The sequence below is a fragment of the Thermanaeromonas sp. DSM 22490 genome, from assembly GCF_056378755.1.
The window spans coordinates 1-18,456 of sequence record NZ_JBJHHE010000024.1 but is presented as its reverse complement, the minus strand read 5'-3'; the positions used below and the strand labels follow the sequence as shown (position 1 = coordinate 18,456).

Here is an 18,456-nt window from a genome sequence, read left to right as displayed (position 1 = left end):
AAGGGGAAAAGCCGGTGGCGCGAAAGAAAATAACTTTGCCGCAGCTACAGGAAATGAAGGCCAGAGGTGAAAAGATCACCATGGTTACCGCCTATGACTATCCTTCAGCCCTCATGGCTGACCGGGCGGATATAGAAATGATCCTGGTAGGGGACTCTTTGGGGATGGTAGTGCTGGGTTATGAAAGCACCGTCCCTGTAACTATGGAGGATATGCTTCACCATACTAAAGCTGTAATGCGGGCCCGGCCCTCCTGTCTGGTGGTAGCGGATATGCCCTTTCTATCTTACCAGGTTAGCGTAAGTGAGGCTGTACGCAACGCCGGAAGGCTCATTCAGGAGGGAGGAGCGGATGCCGTCAAGTTAGAAGGGGGGCGGGCGGTGGTTGATAAAGTAAAGGCTATTGTAGAGGCGGGTATTCCGGTCATGGGGCACCTCGGTCTTACCCCCCAGTCAGCAACCCAGTTGGGCGGTTTCCGGGTGCAAGGCCGGGAGGAGGAGGCTGCCCGCCGCATAAGGGAGGAGGCCGAACTTCTGCAGGAAGCAGGGGCTTTTTCTCTGGTGTTGGAATGTATTCCAGCCGTGCTGGCTAAAGATATTACCAGCCGGTTAAATATACCTACCATTGGCATTGGCGCGGGTCCTTATTGTGATGGCCAAGTGCTAGTCTATCATGACCTGCTTGGCCTTTTTGACCGCTTCCAGCCCAAGTTTGTCAAGCGTTATGCCCAGCTGGGAGAAGAGATTATACGCGCTCTATGTCAGTATCGCCAAGAGGTGCGCTCTGGCGCTTTCCCGGGGGAGGAACATTCTTATTGATGAATTATCTCGATCTGCTTTTGCTGGGGGTTCTGGCCTGGGGTGCCTGGCAGGGATACCGCCGGGGCCTCATCAACTTGGCAGCAGGTATCATGGGTTATATAGTGGGCGTTCTGGTGGCGTTAAATTGGGCGGAACCCCTGGCCAGCCTACTAGACCAGCAGTGGGGGTTTTCGGCCAGAGGGGGAGCCTGGTTGGCCTCCTACCTTCCCCTGCCGCGCTTCGTCTTGGATCAACAGTTAAGTGTCCCGGCTATAAAGCAAGTGGATACTTTGCTAGCAGGCTGGCCTTTGCCCTACTCCTTAAAAGCCAGTCTCCTCACCTCCCTGGCCCGGTCCGGGGGAAAAGACTTAACCTTGGGAGAGGCTCTGGGCGGATTGCTTGTTTTTTGGCTTTTGAAAATGCTGGCCGTGCTTCTGCTATTTTATTTAAGCGTATGGTTCTTGCGGCGCTTGGGGGTGTGGCTTAGCAGGGGTTGGGGTTTTACTCCGTTTGGTCTGCCAAACCGCCTTTTAGGCTTGGCCCTGGGCCTGGGGAGTCAGGCTCTATATCTCTCCCTTTTTTTGGGTGTAGTGGATCTGGGGCTAAAAAAAGGGCTTATTTTGAGTTTTCCCTTTTTGGAGCTGGTAGCTCGGCAGCTAGCTGCCTCGCAATTAGCTCCGCCTTTCCTTGACCTATTTTTCTGGCTGGAAGGGTTAATCACCAGACTGCTTTAGGAGGCGAAAAAGCATGAACGAAGAAGCCAAAAAACTACAGGCTCAGCTAGCACTACCGGAAAAGAGCGCCTGGGAAAGGCTGTCCCCTGGGGAAAAGGAGGCTGTATTCAATTTTTGTGAGGGTTACAAAGCTTTTTTGAGCCGGGCTAAGACGGAGCGGGAAGCAGCGCGAATGGCCATCCACGCTGCCCGGGAAAAGGGTTTTGTTTCCCTGGCTAGCCTACCCGAAGGCCAAAGCTTGTTGCCTGGAACCAAATTTTTCCTGGAGTGGCGCCATAAAGTAGCTATACTGGGCATAACAGGTCAGGCTCCCCTGGACCGGGGGTTGCGCCTGGTAGGTGCCCATATTGATGCCCCGCGTTTGGATCTAAAGCCCATGCCCCTTTATGAGCAAGCTGGACTGGCCATGTTTAAAACCCACTACTACGGGGGGATCAAAAAATACCAGTGGACGGCCTTACCGTTAGCCCTGCACGGTATAGTTATTTTAAGGGACGGGAGCAGGCAGGAAATTGTCATCGGAGAAGACCCTGGCGATCCTGTTTTTAGCATCAGCGACTTGTTGCCCCATCTCGCCAAACAGCAGATGAAGAAGAATATGGAAGAAGCTATTGACGGTGAAGACCTGAACCTGGTAGTAGGAAATATACCTTACGATGGGGAGGAGGTCAAAGAAAAGGTTCGCCTGGCCATCCTGAAGCTCTTAAACGAGCGCTACGGCCTGGTAGAGGAAGACCTTATCGTGGCCGAGCTGGAGCTGGTGCCAGCAGGACCGGCACGGGACGTGGGGCTGGACAGGAGTATGATTGGGGGCTACGGCCAAGACGACCGCGTTTGCGCTTATACTGCCCTTCAGGCTTTACTGGAAATCAACGTTCCCCAGCATACGGCTTTGGTGATCCTGGTGGATAAGGAGGAGATCGGCAGCACCGGTAACACCGGGGCCCAGTCGCGCCTGCTGGAACAGGTGGTGACTGAACTGGCCGCCCGGGCAGGTTATAAGGATTTCTTAAGCGTTGGCCGGATTCTAGCCAATTCCAAGGCTATCTCGGCTGATGTAACTGCCGCCCTGGATCCTACCTATGAGAACGCCTTCGACAAGCATAACGCTTCTATCCTGGGGCGCGGTGTAGTTCTCAACAAATATTCCGGCTCCCGGGGCAAGTACGATGCTAATGATGCCAGCGCTGAATTTATGGCTCAGTTGCGAGCCATCTTCAATAACGCCGGGGTAATATGGCAAAGCGGCGAACTGGGCAAGGTGGATCAGGGTGGCGGTGGTACTATAGCCAAATATCTCGCCTATTTCGGCCTGGAGGTAGCCGACTGCGGTCCGGCCCTCCTTTCCATGCATGCTCCCCTGGAGATCAGTAGTAAAGTGGATGTTTATATGGCCTACCGGGCCTACGGGGCTTTCCTGCTGAGCTAAAGTATCGAGGGATACAGCAGGTAAAAACACCAGTATGTCGAAGTATTAAAGGATAATTTACAGCAAGCAAATGAAAGGCGGGATAACCTTGGAAACTACTGTAGATGCCCGGGGCCTGCCCTGTCCGCAGCCTGTTATTCACACTAAAAAGGCTCTGGAAGCCTTAAAGGATTCCGGCGAAGTAATTACCATCGTAGATAACGAAGTAGCTCGTGATAATGTAGTTAAACTGGCCCGTAGCCTGGAGTGCGCAGTGGAAGTAGAGCAGCGCGGCACCGACTACTATATCCATATCCGCAAAGAGGGGCTGCCCGCCACCCAGATCTGTATGGTTCCCGGGCAGGTAATTATGATTACCGCGGATTCCCTGGGCCGCGGCGCCCAGGAATTAGGGGAAGTGCTCATGCGCAACTTCCTTTACACTTTGGCGGAAGGAGAGGTAGTACCTCGACGTCTTCTTTTTATAAACAGTGGAGTTAAGTTATGTTGTGAGGGTTCGCCGGCCCTGGCCAGCCTCATGACCCTGGAAGAGAGGGGTGTAGAGATATTGGCCTGCGGCACCTGCCTCGATTACTACCAGCTAAAAGAAAAGCTTTGTGTGGGTTCGGTTACCAACATGTACACTATTGTGGAACACCTTATGGCAGCTGAAAAAGTGATTACTCTATAGGAGGATCCATGCCTTGTTCGGGGGCTGGTGGGGGAGACGGCCGGAGGACCGCCAGAAGAACCTGGCGGAGAAAATCCGGCGCTGCCGGGGAGAACTTACAAGATCTTTAAAAAGGGCCCTGCTTAAAATACCAGCAGTAGAGGTAGCCCAGACCCTCCTTAGATGCTGGCCAGATCTTAGCCCGGAAGTGCAGCATAGGCTTAAAGAACTGGCCCGAGAAGAAGGCCTGATAGACGAATGGCTTAAGTTCTTAAAAGAAGGCTCGGGACAGGAGCGAGCTCTGGCTGCCGAAATCCTGGGTTTTTTAAGAGAGGGCCGGGCTGTAGGACCCCTGCTGGATGCGCTGGCTGACCGGGAAGAGGCGGTGCAGATGGCAGCAGCCTCGGCCCTGGCCTCTTTGCGGGATACCCGGTGCTTGGAGCCTTTAATCACAGCCCTGGCTGAACCCCGACGCATTCCCCCGGCACGGGTGGCCCAGATTTTCTCTGCCTTTGGCCCCGAGAGCGTACCTTACCTCCTCAAGGCTCTGCTGGCAGGTCCCGAAGAGGTCACTTTAAGGGCTATAGAAATCCTGGGCACTATACCCCACCCGTGTGTTTTACCCCACCTAGTGGAATGCCTGCAATCACCAGTGCCTGCCATACGGGTAGCTGCTGCTGGTGCCCTGGGGGAAACCGGTTTGAAGGAGGCCGGCAGCTACCTCATACCGGCCCTCGCCGATCCAGAACCCAAAGTACGGGCCGTAGCAGCCACCTCCCTGGGGCGCCTGTACTGTTTAGAGGCTCGCCCGGCCCTGGAAAAGGCTCTGAAGGATCCGACCTGGGAAGTGCGCATTTCTGCCGGTGCTGCTCTGAGGGCCCTTACCTATTTTAAAACGGACTGCTCGCTGTAATAAAACGGTTGCGGCCTTAGGCCTTGAGTAGTGTTGTGAGGTTCTAAAAGCTGTATCTTTAGGGAGGTAAGCCTCCTGTGGAACTTCACCTGGGAGACATCGTTGAGATGCGGAAAACCCATCCCTGCGGTAGCAACCGCTGGGAGATACTTCGCACCGGTATGGACTTTCGCCTGCGGTGTCTGGGCTGCGGCCGTCTCATTCTCCTCCCACGACCCAAATTAGAAAAGAGCATCAAGAAGGTATTATCCCAAGAGCAAAGAGTGTAAGGAATATAAATATTTTAGATTACCCAGTTGCCGGAAGCATTCAGGAACGCTGGGAATACCGGGGGGTTGCCGACGGACGGTCCGATATTTTACAGCTTCATCCGCTTTTATATAGCTGCCTAATAGTACAGGACGCTTAAAATTATCCTCTAATTTTTTGCTTATGGCCAGAGCTGAAGAGCAATGGCCGCCAAAGAAAAGGCAGGAAGCCAGAGCGAAAACCTGTACATTGTCCCTGGCGAGCATATCCGCAGCTAGGGCCGGTATTTGGTCCCCTGGACAGCCGGGGCAGGGCCGCATGCTTATAATCTGCGCGCCCTGAAGCTGGCCGAGGGGGCCTTTCTTTTCTGCTAGGGATTGAAAACAAAGGACATGTGACTGATACCCAGGGCAGCCAGTATGCCAGTAATGGCGGCATGCTATAATTCCTACACGCATCTTGTGTATTGCCCCTTCTTTTTTTGTAATTGAGCAGGTGTAACTATAATTAGTCTTGACAACATTAGTAGTTTAGCACATAAGAGATACAAAAGTTGTCGGATTATGGAAATGAGGAAACAGGAATTTTTGGTCCTGTAAAAGTTAAGGAAAACTTAAATTCTTTTAGCGCAAAATTGCGAAAGTGATCGCAGGTCGAAGGGGAGAATTCAGGAGAAAGAATTGCGTTTTGGGTTCGAACCTAAATTCGACCGGCCCCTGCCTTCCTGGTAAACTCAAAGCCAGAAAGGAGGTGGCCGGACATGGCAGTAGTGGTGACACCGGTAAGTACCGCCTTGAGGTTGCAGGTGCAGACGGCGACCAACGCTGAAGGCGAGCCGGTTTACCGGTTAAGGACTTTCAACCGTGTAAAACCGGGGGCTGCTGATCAAGATGTCTATGACGTGGCCCGCGCTCTGGCGGGGCTGCAAATTTACCCGGTGGTTACAATTAGCCGGGTGAATGAGAACAACCTGAACGTTGCTTAACAAATAGCAAGAGGGGGGGTAAAATATGTTGTCCAGGCGGCTGGAACTGATCTTCCAGAATGCTGCGGGCCGGCGCACCGTTCTGGCTTTACCGGATCCCCGGCCGGACCTGACGGCCAGCGAGGTAAGGGCGGCCATGGAGCTAATATTAGCCCGTAACATCTTTACCTCGCCTGGCGGGGATCTGGTGGCCATCGCCGGTGCCCGTATAGTAAGCAGGGAAAGTACGGATCTTATTCCAGTTTAATAGAAATTTTGATGCCGCCGGGGAGCACCTGTGCTCGCTCCCCGGTTATCATTTTGTAACGCTAGAAAGGAGGACCGTACGGTGGAGAGCCTTTGGGCCCAGATCGGCAATTATGGCTTTCCCATGGTCATAGCCTTTTATCTCTTGGTGCGGGTGGAAAAGAAGCTGGATGATCTGACGGTAGCCATCCACGAGCTAGCTAATACTTTAGCTCGTTCCAGTTAAGGTCTCAGGGAGGCCGATTGACTGGCGCATCCCCACTTTTGACTCTGGCCTGCTTAGCTTCAGCTGGCAAAGGCCTCCCTCGCGGGCCAAGCTATCACGCAGCCTAAAAGCTTAAGGCGGACTTCCCGGCAAATTCGACATCCTGTCTCAGTTGCCGACCTCAGGCCTCTTAAGGCCTCGGGTCCGCCTCCGCTTTCGGCTTCGTTAAGTTTGGCTACTGCGAAGGCTTGCTCGCTCGCTTGAAGCCTAAGCAGGCCACCCCAGCGAAAAGTGGGGATAACTCAGGTCTATTGGCCCTTGCTTGCTTGTTGACGGTATGCTATAATACAGCGGAAAATGCTTCCCTGTTCCACCGCGAAGGTGGGGCCGATTTTAGTCCGAAGGGAGGAGGTGTGATTAGGCGTGCGGAGTTATGAAGCCCTGTTTGTAATAAAGCCGGACCTGGAAGCTGAACAGACCCAGGCTGTAGTAGATAAATTTACCAATCTAATCGTTAATAACGGAGGAGAGATTATCCAGGTCGACAAATGGGGCAAAAAGCGGCTGGCTTATGAAGTGCGCAAATACCGGGAGGGCTTTTATGTTCTGTTGCAATTTAAAGGGACCCCAGCCGTAGCCCAGGAACTGGAACGTGTCTTTAAGATCACCGATGAGGTTATCCGTTATATGATTACCCGCCTGGAAGAGAAAGTAAGTTGAGCAAACCGAGTTGCAGGCATGCCGGGCAAATAAGTTTTAGCAAGGTGGTGGGAGGGGCATGTTGAACCGGGTTATACTTATCGGCCGTCTGGTTCGGGACCCGGAGCTGCGCTATACTCCCAGCGGGGTACCAGTAGCCAATTTCACCTTGGCTGTGGACCGTCCATATCTTAACCAGCAGGGCGAGCGTGGCACGGATTTTATTCGTATTGCTTTGTGGCGCAAACTGGCAGAGACCTGCGCCAGCCACCTGGGCAAGGGGCGACTGGTGGCGGTAGAAGGTCGACTGCAAGTGCGAACGTATGAAACGGCTGAGGGCCAGAGACGCCAGGTCACGGAGGTAGTGGCAGAGGATGTGCGTTTCTTAGACTGGCCCAAGGATAGAATCGGCAGCGCCGGCAACGAAGGGCTCAGTGACTTTCCGGATTTAGATGATTTGGGTACGGAAGTAGAAATAGGAGAAGATGGTCTTCCCTTTTAGAAGGAGAGTGAAGGAATTTGGCACGTGATCGTAAACGTGGGAGAAAGCGCGTGTGCAGCTTCTGTGTAGATAAAATTGATCAAATAGACTATAAGGACGTAAATCGCCTCCGTAAATATATGAGCGAGCGAGGTAAAATTATACCCCGGCGGATCTCCGGTAACTGCGCTCGCCACCAGCGTCAGTTAACGCGAGCTATTAAGAGGGCGCGTATCGTGGCCCTTTTGCCCTTTACGGTGGAGTAATAAAGATTTTAAGGGAAGAAAGGATAGGATGGAGGGGGCAAGGAAGGGTGCTCCCTCTTTCCTTATCCAAGCGAGGCGGTAGTAATGGACGAACGAGGGAAGGTAACAGCCCTGGCAGAAGGGGCCTTGCTGGCTGCCCTGGCGGCAGTACTGGCGCTGATAGGCATCTTTTTGCCTCCTCTGCAGGTTATCACTAATGTTATCTGGACGCTTCCCATCACCGTTCTCATTGTGCGCCGAGATTTGCGCACCGGTATACTGGCCACTGTGGTAGCAGGAATTCTCGTGGGTCTGTTCGGGAGTTTGCTTAGAGCCTTTTTCCTTTTTACTCAGTTTGCCGGAACGGGGCTGCTATACGGCTACCTTTTTAAAAAAGAGGCGGCTCCAGGTCGCATGGTAATGGCCGGTACCCTCATGGCCCTGCTATCCCTGGCCCTTAGCCTTATACTATCATTTAAGTTGCTCGGTTTATCACCAGGCCAACTTTGGGCAGATTTGGAGCAGACGCCCGACCATATTTTGGAATTTTATCGGCGATCCGGGATATTGGAAAAGCTATCCAAGCAGGGAATAACTTTGGAAGAGCTCCGCCATTCCGTGGAAAGCACCGTCACCTATCTCAAACTCCTTTTGCCTGCTATGCTGGCCACCATAGCTCTTTTCACGGCTTTTACCAACTATCTGGTGGCGGAAGCCGTTCTGCGGCGGCTCAACTTGAGGAAACGCCGGCTGCCACCTTTCCGGTATTGGCAGTTGCCGTGGTACACCCTCTGGGGTGTTATTGCTGGACTCGGCCTCTGGCTAGCCGGTGATTACTGGCAACTGGCCTGGCTTAAAACTGTAGGCCTGAATATTCTCTACCTGTATGTTCCCCTGTTATTGGGCAATGGCCTGGCGGCGCTTAGCTTTTTCGCTCACAAGTTTAATTGGTCTCCAATGCTTAAGGTTGTTTTCCTTATAGCTTTTTTTATTCATATTCCCTTGGGTTTGTTTATGCTTCTGGCCTTGGGGCTCTTCGATCCTTTTTTGGGGTGGCGTAAGCCTGAAGAGTCGTCATGAGTCATAAACATCCGTGGTAACCGCTAAAATGTGAGCGGCAGCCCTTAATTAGCAGAAGGGATACAGGATTGGCGAGAAGGGGGTATGGCCTAATGAAAGTAATTTTGACAGCGGATGTGCCTAAACTTGGCAAGCGCGGAACTGTAGTGGAAGTATCCGATGGTTACGCCCGTAATTATCTTATACCCCGAAATCTGGCTGTCATAGCTACCGAAGCTCGCCTTGAAGAGCTGGGCCGGGAGAAGGAGCGGGAGGAAAAAAGGAAGCAGAAGGAGCTGGAAGAAGCTAAAAGACTCGCCCAACGCCTGGAGGGATGTACTGTTATAGTGGCTGCCCGGGCCGGGGAGGGAGGCAAACTTTTTGGTTCTGTTACCAATAAAGAGATAGCTCAGGCAATAGAAAACACCTTCCATATTAAAATCGATCGGCGTAAAATTGAACTAGAGGAACCTATTAAGATTTTGGGTTCCTATCCGGTATTAATGCGACTGCATCCCGAAGTACACGCGAAGGTAATGGTACAGGTAGTGGCAGAAAGGAGTTAAAGGTAAAATGTCCAGAAGAGCTAAAATAGCTCTTTTTAAGGATGAACGCGATTTTCTTTCCCGGCAGGTCAGCGCTCTGTACGGGATTCTTTGTGATATCTATGGTACTGACAAGCTGGTTCTTAAGGCTAGCAAACTGGAAGCCCTGGATTTTTTGCAGTCCGATAAGCTCCCGGAGAGGGTGCTGGCCCTGCAAAAGCTGGTCTATGAAGACCCTACTATTGATACGGTGCCGGCCATGGAGGCCATTCCCCAAATTCTCAAGGAAATCCAGGAAGAGCTGGCCGACTTTATTGCCCGGCGTTCTATAGAGGATAACCTGGAGCGCCGGGTGGCGGAAAGAATGCAAGAGCGCCATGAGGAATATCTCCAGGAAATAAGAATGCAAATTTTGAGAGAGAATGCTGGCCCGGAAAATGCCCATACCCTTAAGAAACTGGCAATTCTGGAAAAAATGGAGCAAACCCGGCTGGCCCGTTCGGCCATGGAGGTTTTACGTCCCCAAAGTCTGGACCAGATTGTGGGGCAGGAGCGAGCTGTACGGGCTCTGCTGGCTAAGTTGGTTTCTCCTTTTCCCCAGCACATTTTAATCTACGGTCCACCAGGGGTGGGCAAAACGACAGCGGCACGGCTGGCCCTGGAGGAAGCCAAAAAGATCAAAGGTTCGCCTTTTAAGCCCGATGCCCCCTTTATAGAAGTGAACGGTGCAACCTTGCGCTGGGATCCCCGTGAAGTAACTAATCCCCTCTTAGGCTCGGTTCATGATCCCATTTATCAGGGAGCCAGACGGGACTTGGCGGAGAGTGGAGTGCCCGAGCCCAAGCTGGGGCTGGTTACCGAGGCCCACGGCGGCGTGCTGTTTATCGATGAGATCGGGGAGATGGACCCCTTACTTTTAAATAAACTTCTTAAAGTATTAGAGGACAAGCGGGTGAAGTTTGATTCCTCATACTATGACCCCAGCGATGAAAACGTACCCCAGTATATTAAGAAACTTTTTGAAGAAGGGGCGCCAGCGGATTTTGTCCTCATAGGAGCTACCACTTGTGATCCTGAGGACCTAAGTCCGGCCTTGCGTTCGCGCTGTGCAGAGGTCTATTTTGAGCCCTTAACCCCGGCCCAGATCGAGACCATCGTCCGAGAAGCAGCAGAAAGGTTAGAGGTAAAGTTAGAGCCGGCAGTACCGGCCCTGATCGCCGAATACACCATTGAAGGGAGAAAAGCTGTAAGTCTCTTGGCTGACGCCTATGGGTTGGCCCTGTACCAGCAGTATAAGAAGAAGGGCCGGCGGAGCAAGGTAATCACCGTCCAGCACATCCTGGAAGTAGCCCAGACGGCCCGCCTGACACCTTTTGTAACAGCCAGGGCTAAGGATACGCCAGAGGTAGGCCGCGTTTTTGGCCTGGCGGTGACAGGTTTTGTCGGAACGGTGTTGGAGGTAGAGGCGGTAGCCTTTCCGGCTCGCGAGCCGGGCAAAGGGAATATTCGTTTCAATGAGACGGCCGGTAGCATGGCCCGGGACTCGGTTTTTAATGCCACCGCAGTTTTCCGCCTGCTCACGGGGGAGGATTTAAGCGATTATGATGTTCATGTCAATGTTGTGGGCGGGGGCAACATTGATGGGCCTTCGGCGGGTCTGGCCATTTGTGCTGCTATTATCAGCGCTGTCCAGGGGCGCCCAGTAAGACAGGACGTGGCCGTTACAGGAGAAATTTCCATTCAAGGCAAAGTTAAACCTGTGGGAGGTATTGTGGAAAAAATTTATGGAGCTCGGCAGGCAGGTATGCGCTATGTCATTTTGCCGGAGGCCAATGCTTCGGAGGTACCGCCAGATTTGCCGGCAATTAAAGTTATCCCGGTAGCTACAGTAGCCCAAGCCCTGGAACATCTCCTGGTGGAAGAGTAGAGGTGAAGCTAATGAAGGAGCTTCCTGAGCGGCTTCCTCCCCACAGTCTGGAGGCGGAGCAATCCGTACTGGGGGCTATTCTCCTTGACCGGGAAGCCCTGCTCATGGCTACCGAAATTTTAAGGGTAGAAGACTTCTACCGCGAAGCTCACCGCCTTATTTACCGCGCCGTCCTGGACCTGGAAGCCAGGGGCGAGGCCGTAGATCTTTTAACGGTGACCGAAGAGCTGAGGCGTAAAAACGAGTTGGAAGCAGTGGGAGGGGCTTCGTATCTTGCTCATCTTACCACAGTTGTTCCCAGTGTGGCCAACGCCGGATATTATGCCCGTATCGTTGCCCAGAAAGCTGCACTCCGGCAGTTGATCCAGGCGACTAACCGCATAGCCGAAAAGGCCTATGAGGAGGAAGGGGAAGTAAGTGAAATTGTAGATGAGGCGGAACGGCTGATTTTAGAGGTAGCCAGCGGCCGCTATCGGGATGGCTTTGTAAACATCAAGCAGGTGCTCCTTAAGACCTTCGAACATCTGGAGCGGATAGCAGCCCATAAGGGCGAAGTGACGGGGTTGCCTACCTTTCACGATTTAGATCGCCTTCTTTCCGGCTTACAACCTTCAGATCTTATTATTTGTGCGGCCCGTCCCGGTATGGGTAAGACTTCCTTCTGTCTCAACATTGCCCAGAATGTAGCTTTGCAAAAAAGGGTACCGGTGGCCATCTTCAGCCTGGAGATGTCTCGCGATCAGGTGGTGCAGAGGATGCTAGCGGCTGAGGCCATGGTGGAACAGCACCGCCTCCGCACCGGCTTCCTCAAAGAAGATGATTGGGCGCGCCTAGTCAATGCGGCAAGCCTGCTGGCTGAAGCGCCTATTTACATAGACGATACTCCAGCTATAACTGCACTAGAAGTCCGAGCCAAGGCGCGCAGATTGCAAGCTGAATGCGGCCTGGGGCTGGTGGTGATAGACTACCTGCAGCTCATGCAAGCCCACCGGCGCGTGGATAATCGCCAACAGGAGATAGCCCTTATTTCCCGAGCCCTGAAGGCTTTGGCACGCGAGCTAAATGTTCCTGTGCTGGTTTTGTCCCAGCTAAACCGTGGGGTGGAACAGCGGCAGGATAAACGTCCAGTCATGGCTGATCTGCTGGAGAGCGGCGCCATTGAGGCAGACGCGGATGTTATAATTTTCCTCTACCGTCCCCAGTATTACGATCCCGACACTGACAAAAAAGGCATTGCTGAAGTGATAGTGGCCAAGCACCGGAATGGCCCGGTGGGTACGGTAGAGATGGCTTTTTTGCCTGAATTTACCAAATTTGTTGATCTGGCCCCGGAACCAGAGCCTTAAATCCTACCTCGTCGGGGCAGCTGCCCTAGTGGTTTGTTTTTCTGGCTTGGCAGGCGAAGAGGCCTTAAATCCCGCTTCATGCTTGGCGGCTTCAGTAACAGTTCCCTTTTCTGGCTTCGCCGGCGAGGGGGGCGAAAGAGATACGCCTGCCGTATTGCGTATAGTGGTATCCAGGTCCGCAGGGCTCACTTTAGGCGAGCCGGCGTGAACTCGGGGCAAGCTTAAAGGGTTGCTTTGGCGGGTAATTGGTCCATAGCGGGTGGTAAAGACCAGCTTAAAGCCTACTTCGGCAGCTATTTGCTGGGCTTTTTCGCTAGCCCGACCGTAAGGCCACGCCAGGGCATAGGCGGGACGGCCCAGGTGGGTATCTAATTCCTTTTTAGCAGTTGTTAGATCATGGAGCACGCGGTGGGCGAAATCCTGGTCTGTCTCCTTGGCCAAGGGGCCTTCCAATACAGGTCGCTTTTTACCTTCCCTGCCCACACCCCAGTTGTGCATGTCGTAAGTATGAGATTGGATGCTGATGTTATGGGCTTCCATCTCTCTGGCCTCCTCCCAACCAAAGTGGGGCAGAGACCCTAAAGTCTTACCCATATAAGCGCCGATAACAAAGACCACAGCAGGCATGTTCCTCCGCTTTAGCTCTGGAAAAGCTAATTTGTAGACGCTGGTATATCCGTCATCAATGGTAATAAGCACAGCGTTGGGAGGCAAAGGACTGCCTTCCAAAAAATTTTTAAGCTGGTGTAGACTGATGACGTTATATCCCTTAGCCTTAAACATATCTAGGTGGCTGGCAAAAAGCTCCTGGGAGATGGTAATGTCGCTTTCCTGGGGATCGAAATGATGGTATATTAAAGCTATTACCTTGTCACGGTAGATAACGGGTCCGGCGGCAGGCTCACTTACAGCGGCGGGTTCAACCGTAGCAGGAGATGGTTCGGGTGTTTTGTCGGGGGTGGTGTTGTCGGTCAGCTGTACCCCGGATGTATTTCCCGCATGGCGGAAATTTTTGGGCTGGCGCATGGCATAAGCACGATAAATTCCGATAAAAGTAAGGCTAACAACTAGGGCGCCAAAGATTAATAAAGTGGCGAATTTTTTCATGATTTTCCTTCCTTATCTTTATCTTTTCTTCAGATGTAAATGCCGACCGCTCATCATAAGATTTTATCATCCCCACCCTGGCGTCGCCAAGTCCCTTTCCCACGGAGTTATACCCTAATTTTTATTTGCGAGCCTGCTGGGTTGGGGCCCTTTTCCAATGAACGGCCGAGTCGCTTTTGGGAAAAGGAGGAATTTTTGCTCGGGTCGCGAATAAAGTAGGAATAGGAACAAGTAGCAATAGAGGCAAGGAGGATTTCCATGGGAGATGCTATTTTTATGCAAAAATCGGGTATCTTAGGCGTGGGTATTGTAGCTAAATGCGGGGTTCTAACACCAGAGCAGCTTATGGGGTTGGCCCGGCTGGCGCAGGAATTGGAGTGTAAAGCCTGCAAACTCACCACCCGGCAAACTTTAATCTTCCTCATACCGGAGGATAAATTGCCAGCGTTGCGGGAAGGCGTCCAGGCGCTGGGTTTAAAATTGGGTGTTTTCGGCGAAACTGTGCGCAATGTGAAAGCCTGTGCGGGCAGCCATGAGCTTTGCCAGCGTTCACTGGCGGATGTTTTTGAGCTGGCAGGGATTTTGCAGGATAACTTCATGAATCGGCCGGTGCCCAACGATTTTAAAATTTCCGTGGCCGGCTGTCAGCGCGGGTGCACTGAGCCGTTCTGTGCCGATTTTGGAGTACTGGCCACCGGAGAGGATGTATACAGTATTTACATAGGTGGCCGGGGCGCGAGCAAAAAGCCTGTCCATGGTACGCTTATAGCTGAGGGAGTAAACAAAGAAGGAGTTGTGGCCATTTTGGAGCACGTTTTGAACCGTTACAATGAATTGGGCCAGCCTAAAGAAAGGCTTTGCCACACCATCCAGAGGGTCGGCTTGGAGGCCTTTAAACCCGCGGCTGAAATGCTTAGCCAGTTCAGGCGGCAGGAGGAAGCAACTGATTTTCTCAGCTTCTTGAGTCAAGCAACTGGTAAAGGTGGTGAATAGCTATGACTGCCAGGAACATAGATGTTGCCGCCATCCGGCAGGCAGTTGACAGGTGTTGCAAGACGGTAGAGGAATGCGGCAGCTGTGATAAGGCGCGGTGCCTGATCGGATTTACCCAGACTGTGTTGGATTACGCGCAGGCCAAAAATACCTGCCGGATACCCCACGGGCACAAATTCATACCCGAGGATGATCTCCGCCTTTATTACCAGGACGATTTGCTGGATGCTATAAGCGCGGTACTTATCCAGTGTCAGAGCTGCCAGGACAACCACGAAGAGGATTGCGTTATCAACATCAGCCGGCGAGCCCTGGAGCGGGCACTTTTTGGTGATTACGTGGAATTCAGCGGGAGCATTGCAGCTTACCTTTTGCAGGTGGGGCGGCTGAACCCTGAGGTGGGACAGAAGCTCATGGAGCTTTACCAGGACAAGAAAAAGGCTTTAGGAGGTCAAGCTTAAAGGATTGCAAGGTTACCTACCTGCTTAAGAGTTTCCTCGTCGCCATAAGCTGGAGGGGTATGCCCAGTCGAGCCGGCAAATGACAGTTGATAACAAGCTCAAACGAAGGCAATAAAAGCTTCAGCCCTAACAGGGCTGTTTTTTTATGGGGATTGCTGAAATATTTTACCTCGGGAGGAGGAAAAAGGGAGTAACTTGTCGAAATCCTCTCCTGGAGGAATTTGGGGAGGAAGTTAAAGATGTCCTCCGATCCCGGACGGAAAAGGAAAACCCCTGGGCCAGCAGTAGGCCGCAATTCCTTTGCGCGCATTTACGCCATTCACCGGTGGATTGCAGCCCGGTGTTATCCCAACAATAGTAATATATTACTCAAAATATTTGGTAGGCAGAATTCTTGCATAGCCAAATTTAGCGATGCACAATGAAAGGAAAATGAAAATACAAACATTACCACCAAGACAAGGACGAAACCGTGACAGCCTTATTGCCACCCTGGGTTTGGAACCCCAGGTGGTCACTATCACCTTGGATTGCCTGTTGGCTAGGGGCAGGCCGGTTGACGAAGTTATAGTAGTATATACCGTGAATCCTGGGGTGCGCCAGGCCCTAGACATCATAGCCTGCGAGTTTGCGAGTAACTTCTACCCGGGCATCGAACTCCTACCTGTTCCCGTAACTTCGCCCGAAGGGCGGACGGAGGATTTCTATGGCCCGGATGACTTGCGCTCCCTTTTACGGACCCTTTATAGTGTCGTGCGCCGTACCAGACAGGAGGGCCGGGTTGTCCACCTGTGTCTTTCCGGCGGCCGCAAGGTAATGGGCATTATGGCCATGGTGGTGGCCCAGCTGCTGTTTGGCCCTGAAGACTGCGCCTGGCACCTGGTTACCGAGGGGTGGCATCCTGGAGCGGACCGCAGGTTGCACCTTTCGCCTGGCGACAGGGTTTGGCTGGTTCCGGTACCAGTGCTGCGCTGGGCTGAGGCCGGCACCCTGGTGCGGACGGTGGCGGAGCTAGATGACCCGGAAGAGGTGGTGGCCTGGTACGAGCGGTTAAACCGGAATGCGCGCCGCAGGCGACAGCAGGAGTTTATCCGGCACTGGCTGACCGGCGCGGAGCGGGAAGTGGTCCGGTTGGCCTGCCGGGGCCTCGACAATGCCAGTATCGCTAAAGCCCTGGGCAGAAGGGAACAGACCGTAGCCAACCAGCTTCGCAACGTTTATGAAAAGCTCAGGGAATGGCTTGACTACCCGGAGGGCAACGTGGACCGCAACGTGCTGATCGCTGAATTCGCGCCCTATTTCGCTCTGGCGGAATTGGAAGGGTGAGGTGGGAGTTTTTCCTTTGGCAATTTCGCAGGCGGAGATGGACAAGGAGAGAAAATGCAGGGAGGAAGAGATGCCGTGCGCGGAACAGTGATGATTTCTCTTGTCGGCGAACAGCCGGTGCCGAACCTGCTGGCAGTGCTGCACGCAAGGCCCGAGCATGTAGTTTTGGTTTGTACGGAGCGCACTAAAGGTGTTAGTAAACGATTGCGCTCGGTCCTCAAAAAGCGTAGTCAAGAAAGCGGTATTTCGGTTGAGGATGAGCCTGTATACGTTGCCCCCTACGATATGGCAGATGTCGAGAGCAAGCTCAAGAGGGTTATCAGGGAGAAAAAATGGCCTCCGGATAAAATTATTTTTAACCTTACAGGTGGGACCAAGCCCATGGCCTTGGCGGCTTACCGCCTGGCGGAGCAGTTTTCTAGCCCTTTTCTTTACGTGCAGAGCGAGGGGAAGAAAAGCGTAGTATACCATTACCGCTTTTTTGATGGCGCTCCGGTGCTCGAAAGGGTGGACGAGGTACCGCCGGTGCTTAACATTGACCTTTACTTGAGAGTACACCTTGGAGAATATACAGAAGGTGAATTCAAGAATGATTTTGAAAAAATGGTGGCCGGGGTATTGCAGCAAAAGCTTGACCAAATAAAGACCTCCGTGAAACCCACGAACGCACTTGAAATTGATCTCGTGCTGCGCTGCGGTAACCGTGTGGGCATCGCCGAAGTGAAAAGCGGGAACAAGGCTCTAAGTAAGGAAGGCATTGACCAGCTAAACACTGCCGCCGAGCCGCGTTTCCTGGGAACCTATACCAAAAAGTTTCTCATTTTGGACCGGGAATATGGGTCCAACAACCTCGAGCTGGCCAGGGCGCATGGGATCACGGTAATCGAACTTCCCTCGGCGCAAAAAGGAGAGTTGTCGCAGGAAGACACGGAAAAGCTGATACAGACGGTGACAAGAGAACTGGGAGGCTAAAAACCTTGATTCTCCTCAACTTTTCCCATCCCTTTACCGCGGAGCAGTTGCGGCAATTGGAGGACCTTACCCAAAAAAGGATAGACAGGGTGATCGAAATCGACGCCCAGATCGATCCCCAACAGTCTATAGTTCCTCAGGTAGTAGCTATGGCCGACCGGGCCGGGCTCACACCGCAGGAGTGGCAGACTGTGCCGCTTCTCGTTAACCCTCCCTCTCTCAACATTATAGCCGTTATGCTACTGGCAGAACTGCACGGAAGATGCGGCTATTTTCCCGCGGTGGTACGCCTGCGACCGGTGGCCAACAGCGTACCGCCTCAATTTGAGGTGGCGGAAATAGTGAACCTACAGGGCGTGCGAGAAGAGGCGAGAAAAAGGCGATAGAAAAGGGCCGGATTGCTTTTAAGAAATTCGAGTTAAAAAGAGTGGGGTATAAGTTGTCAAGGGGGCAAGTGAAAAATTTATGGGGCAAAAACTGAAAAAGGTGATATTACACCATCCTGGAAGGAGGTATTTTCTTCCAGAAAGTTACAGGAAAAAGTATTAAGATGCATACTTGTTTAACCTACATTCACCCCTATTTCTGGCCTGGAGTAGGCTCGATTATCGCGCAGCAATGCGAAAATGAGCCGGACCAGCTTACGAGCAGTTAAAACACAGGCGCGCTTATGCTGATGCTTTTTAACCTCCTGGTACTTCTTCTCATAGAAGCGTTTAAATTCAGCGTCGTGCATCCTAACGCTATTGGCAGCTTCTATAAGGTAGTACCGGAGGTAGATATTGCCGGTTTTAGAGAGGGGAGTTTCCTCGGCATTAAAGTTGCCCGACTGGTGCTGCTGCCAGGTAAGGCCGGCGAAACTAGCCACAGCGTCATCATCAGGGAAGTTATAGATATTGCCGATTTCAGCGATGATGCCGGCGGTAAAGACCAGGCCCATACCTGGTATGGTCAAGAGGGGGTTATTAAGGCCTGCCATTTCCTGCTCGATAGCTTTTTCGATTTCTTTAATCTGCTTTTGCAGGTGTCTTATGTTTTGCAGAGTAGAAGCCAGGATGCGGTTGATAGGGTCTTTAAGCTTATCG

General features: G+C 52.5%; 24 protein-coding genes. 21 read left to right on the top strand and 3 right to left on the bottom strand.

Going from position 1 to position 18,456, the window contains the following annotated elements:
• Positions 1–14: 14 nt before the first annotated feature.
• The 6 genes from panB (at position 15) to AC1BI1_RS12715 (ending at position 4,794) form a co-directional block, all read left to right on the top strand.
• On the top strand, positions 15–818 hold the full coding sequence (gene panB, locus AC1BI1_RS12740) for a 3-methyl-2-oxobutanoate hydroxymethyltransferase (RefSeq protein ID WP_476717684.1): 804 nt from the start codon (positions 15–17) through the stop codon (positions 816–818).
• Entirely contained in the window at positions 818–1,534 is a 717-nt protein-coding gene (locus AC1BI1_RS12735; protein WP_476717683.1) for a CvpA family protein, read from the top strand. Before panB ends, AC1BI1_RS12735 begins: the two co-directional genes overlap by 1 nt.
• A 13-nt stretch (positions 1,535–1,547) precedes the next feature.
• Positions 1,548–2,963: an aminopeptidase gene (locus AC1BI1_RS12730; RefSeq protein ID WP_476717682.1), complete on the top strand. Its 1,416-nt coding sequence runs from the start codon at positions 1,548–1,550 to the stop codon at positions 2,961–2,963.
• An 88-nt stretch (positions 2,964–3,051) separates the two neighbouring features.
• A complete protein-coding gene (gene yedF / locus AC1BI1_RS12725; protein ID WP_476717681.1) occupies positions 3,052–3,633 on the top strand; it encodes a sulfurtransferase-like selenium metabolism protein YedF in 582 nt (193 codons plus the stop codon).
• Positions 3,634–3,646: 13 nt separating this feature from the next.
• Entirely contained in the window at positions 3,647–4,525 is an 879-nt protein-coding gene (locus tag AC1BI1_RS12720; protein ID WP_476717680.1) for a HEAT repeat domain-containing protein, read from the top strand.
• Positions 4,526–4,602: 77 nt separating this feature from the next.
• Positions 4,603–4,794 (top strand): DUF951 domain-containing protein, encoded by a 192-nt coding sequence (locus AC1BI1_RS12715; protein WP_476717679.1) that lies wholly within the window; start codon positions 4,603–4,605, stop codon positions 4,792–4,794.
• On the opposite strand, the gene AC1BI1_RS12710 is transcribed toward AC1BI1_RS12715, so the two are convergent.
• Positions 4,771–5,232: a CGGC domain-containing protein gene (locus AC1BI1_RS12710; protein ID WP_476717678.1), complete on the bottom strand. Its 462-nt coding sequence runs from the start codon at positions 5,230–5,232 to the stop codon at positions 4,771–4,773. The two genes, AC1BI1_RS12715 and AC1BI1_RS12710, sit on opposite strands and share 24 nt — an antisense overlap.
• 302 nt (positions 5,233–5,534) lie before the next feature.
• Between AC1BI1_RS12710 and AC1BI1_RS12705 the strand changes: the two genes are divergently transcribed.
• From AC1BI1_RS12705 to dnaB, 10 genes are all read left to right on the top strand, one after another.
• Complete coding sequence (locus AC1BI1_RS12705) at positions 5,535–5,759, top strand: DUF1659 domain-containing protein (RefSeq protein WP_476717677.1); 225 nt, start codon at positions 5,535–5,537, stop codon at positions 5,757–5,759.
• A 25-nt stretch (positions 5,760–5,784) separates the two neighbouring features.
• Positions 5,785–6,006, top strand: coding sequence for a DUF2922 domain-containing protein (locus AC1BI1_RS12700; protein ID WP_476717676.1), 222 nt, complete (start codon positions 5,785–5,787; stop codon positions 6,004–6,006).
• Positions 6,007–6,087: 81 nt separating this feature from the next.
• Positions 6,088–6,231 (top strand): YvrJ family protein, encoded by a 144-nt coding sequence (locus AC1BI1_RS12695; protein ID WP_476717675.1) that lies wholly within the window; start codon positions 6,088–6,090, stop codon positions 6,229–6,231.
• Between the two features lie 402 nt (positions 6,232–6,633).
• Complete coding sequence (gene rpsF / locus AC1BI1_RS12690; RefSeq protein ID WP_476717674.1) at positions 6,634–6,930, top strand: 30S ribosomal protein S6; 297 nt, start codon at positions 6,634–6,636, stop codon at positions 6,928–6,930.
• 58 nt (positions 6,931–6,988) lie between these two features.
• Positions 6,989–7,411, top strand: coding sequence for a single-stranded DNA-binding protein (locus AC1BI1_RS12685; RefSeq protein WP_476717673.1), 423 nt, complete (start codon positions 6,989–6,991; stop codon positions 7,409–7,411).
• A 17-nt stretch (positions 7,412–7,428) separates the two neighbouring features.
• Positions 7,429–7,656, top strand: coding sequence for a 30S ribosomal protein S18 (rpsR, locus tag AC1BI1_RS12680; protein ID WP_476717672.1), 228 nt, complete (start codon positions 7,429–7,431; stop codon positions 7,654–7,656).
• Between the two features lie 84 nt (positions 7,657–7,740).
• A complete protein-coding gene (locus AC1BI1_RS12675; RefSeq protein WP_476717671.1) occupies positions 7,741–8,715 on the top strand; it encodes a YybS family protein in 975 nt (324 codons plus the stop codon).
• A 92-nt stretch (positions 8,716–8,807) separates the two neighbouring features.
• Positions 8,808–9,260 carry a 50S ribosomal protein L9 gene (gene rplI / locus AC1BI1_RS12670; RefSeq protein WP_476717670.1) on the top strand — a complete coding sequence of 151 codons (453 nt, stop codon included), beginning with the start codon at positions 8,808–8,810 and terminating at the stop codon, positions 9,258–9,260.
• A gap of 7 nt (positions 9,261–9,267) precedes the next feature.
• Positions 9,268–11,166 carry a Lon family ATP-dependent protease gene (lonC, locus tag AC1BI1_RS12665; protein WP_476717669.1) on the top strand — a complete coding sequence of 633 codons (1,899 nt, stop codon included), beginning with the start codon at positions 9,268–9,270 and terminating at the stop codon, positions 11,164–11,166.
• Between the two features lie 11 nt (positions 11,167–11,177).
• Positions 11,178–12,512 carry a replicative DNA helicase gene (dnaB, locus tag AC1BI1_RS12660; RefSeq protein ID WP_476717668.1) on the top strand — a complete coding sequence of 445 codons (1,335 nt, stop codon included), beginning with the start codon at positions 11,178–11,180 and terminating at the stop codon, positions 12,510–12,512.
• A gap of 3 nt (positions 12,513–12,515) precedes the next feature.
• Here the strand turns inward: dnaB and AC1BI1_RS12655 are convergent, their stop codons facing one another.
• The gene (locus AC1BI1_RS12655; protein WP_476717667.1) at positions 12,516–13,619 is read right to left on the bottom strand and encodes a polysaccharide deacetylase family protein; all 1,104 of its coding nucleotides are present in this window, start codon (positions 13,617–13,619) and stop codon (positions 12,516–12,518) included.
• 258 nt (positions 13,620–13,877) lie between these two features.
• Between AC1BI1_RS12655 and AC1BI1_RS12650 the strand changes: the two genes are divergently transcribed.
• The 5 genes from AC1BI1_RS12650 (at position 13,878) to csx15 (ending at position 17,757) form a co-directional block, all read left to right on the top strand.
• Positions 13,878–14,612: a nitrite reductase gene (locus AC1BI1_RS12650; RefSeq protein WP_476717666.1), complete on the top strand. Its 735-nt coding sequence runs from the start codon at positions 13,878–13,880 to the stop codon at positions 14,610–14,612.
• A gap of 2 nt (positions 14,613–14,614) precedes the next feature.
• Positions 14,615–15,073, top strand: a complete 459-nt coding sequence (locus tag AC1BI1_RS12645; protein WP_476717665.1) for a hypothetical protein — start codon at positions 14,615–14,617, stop codon at positions 15,071–15,073.
• Between the two features lie 432 nt (positions 15,074–15,505).
• Positions 15,506–16,399 (top strand): CRISPR-associated ring nuclease, encoded by an 894-nt coding sequence (locus AC1BI1_RS12640; RefSeq protein WP_476717664.1) that lies wholly within the window; start codon positions 15,506–15,508, stop codon positions 16,397–16,399.
• 75 nt (positions 16,400–16,474) lie between these two features.
• Positions 16,475–17,371: a PDDEXK family nuclease gene (locus tag AC1BI1_RS12635; RefSeq protein ID WP_476717663.1), complete on the top strand. Its 897-nt coding sequence runs from the start codon at positions 16,475–16,477 to the stop codon at positions 17,369–17,371.
• A 5-nt stretch (positions 17,372–17,376) separates the two neighbouring features.
• A complete protein-coding gene (gene csx15, locus AC1BI1_RS12630; protein WP_476717662.1) occupies positions 17,377–17,757 on the top strand; it encodes a CRISPR-associated protein Csx15 in 381 nt (126 codons plus the stop codon).
• A gap of 176 nt (positions 17,758–17,933) precedes the next feature.
• On the opposite strand, the gene AC1BI1_RS12625 is transcribed toward csx15, so the two are convergent.
• On the bottom strand, positions 17,934–18,456 hold a 523-nt coding region (locus tag AC1BI1_RS12625; protein ID WP_476717661.1), incomplete at its 5' end, for an IS110 family RNA-guided transposase.

Coding starts and splice junctions, on each gene's coding strand:
- AC1BI1_RS12735 (WP_476717683.1), top strand. CDS start 818: ATGAATTATCTCGATCTGCTTTTGCTGGGGGTTCTGGCCTGGGGTGCC.
- AC1BI1_RS12730 (WP_476717682.1), top strand. CDS start 1,548: ATGAACGAAGAAGCCAAAAAACTACAGGCTCAGCTAGCACTACCGGAA.
- AC1BI1_RS12710 (WP_476717678.1), bottom strand. CDS start 5,232: ATGCGTGTAGGAATTATAGCATGCCGCCATTACTGGCATACTGGCTGC.
- AC1BI1_RS12705 (WP_476717677.1), top strand. CDS start 5,535: ATGGCAGTAGTGGTGACACCGGTAAGTACCGCCTTGAGGTTGCAGGTG.
- AC1BI1_RS12700 (WP_476717676.1), top strand. CDS start 5,785: ATGTTGTCCAGGCGGCTGGAACTGATCTTCCAGAATGCTGCGGGCCGG.
- AC1BI1_RS12685 (WP_476717673.1), top strand. CDS start 6,989: ATGTTGAACCGGGTTATACTTATCGGCCGTCTGGTTCGGGACCCGGAG.
- AC1BI1_RS12675 (WP_476717671.1), top strand. CDS start 7,741: ATGGACGAACGAGGGAAGGTAACAGCCCTGGCAGAAGGGGCCTTGCTG.
- rplI (WP_476717670.1), top strand. CDS start 8,808: ATGAAAGTAATTTTGACAGCGGATGTGCCTAAACTTGGCAAGCGCGGA.
- lonC (WP_476717669.1), top strand. CDS start 9,268: ATGTCCAGAAGAGCTAAAATAGCTCTTTTTAAGGATGAACGCGATTTT.
- dnaB (WP_476717668.1), top strand. CDS start 11,178: ATGAAGGAGCTTCCTGAGCGGCTTCCTCCCCACAGTCTGGAGGCGGAG.
- AC1BI1_RS12655 (WP_476717667.1), bottom strand. CDS start 13,619: ATGAAAAAATTCGCCACTTTATTAATCTTTGGCGCCCTAGTTGTTAGC.
- AC1BI1_RS12650 (WP_476717666.1), top strand. CDS start 13,878: ATGGGAGATGCTATTTTTATGCAAAAATCGGGTATCTTAGGCGTGGGT.
- AC1BI1_RS12645 (WP_476717665.1), top strand. CDS start 14,615: ATGACTGCCAGGAACATAGATGTTGCCGCCATCCGGCAGGCAGTTGAC.
- AC1BI1_RS12640 (WP_476717664.1), top strand. CDS start 15,506: ATGAAAATACAAACATTACCACCAAGACAAGGACGAAACCGTGACAGC.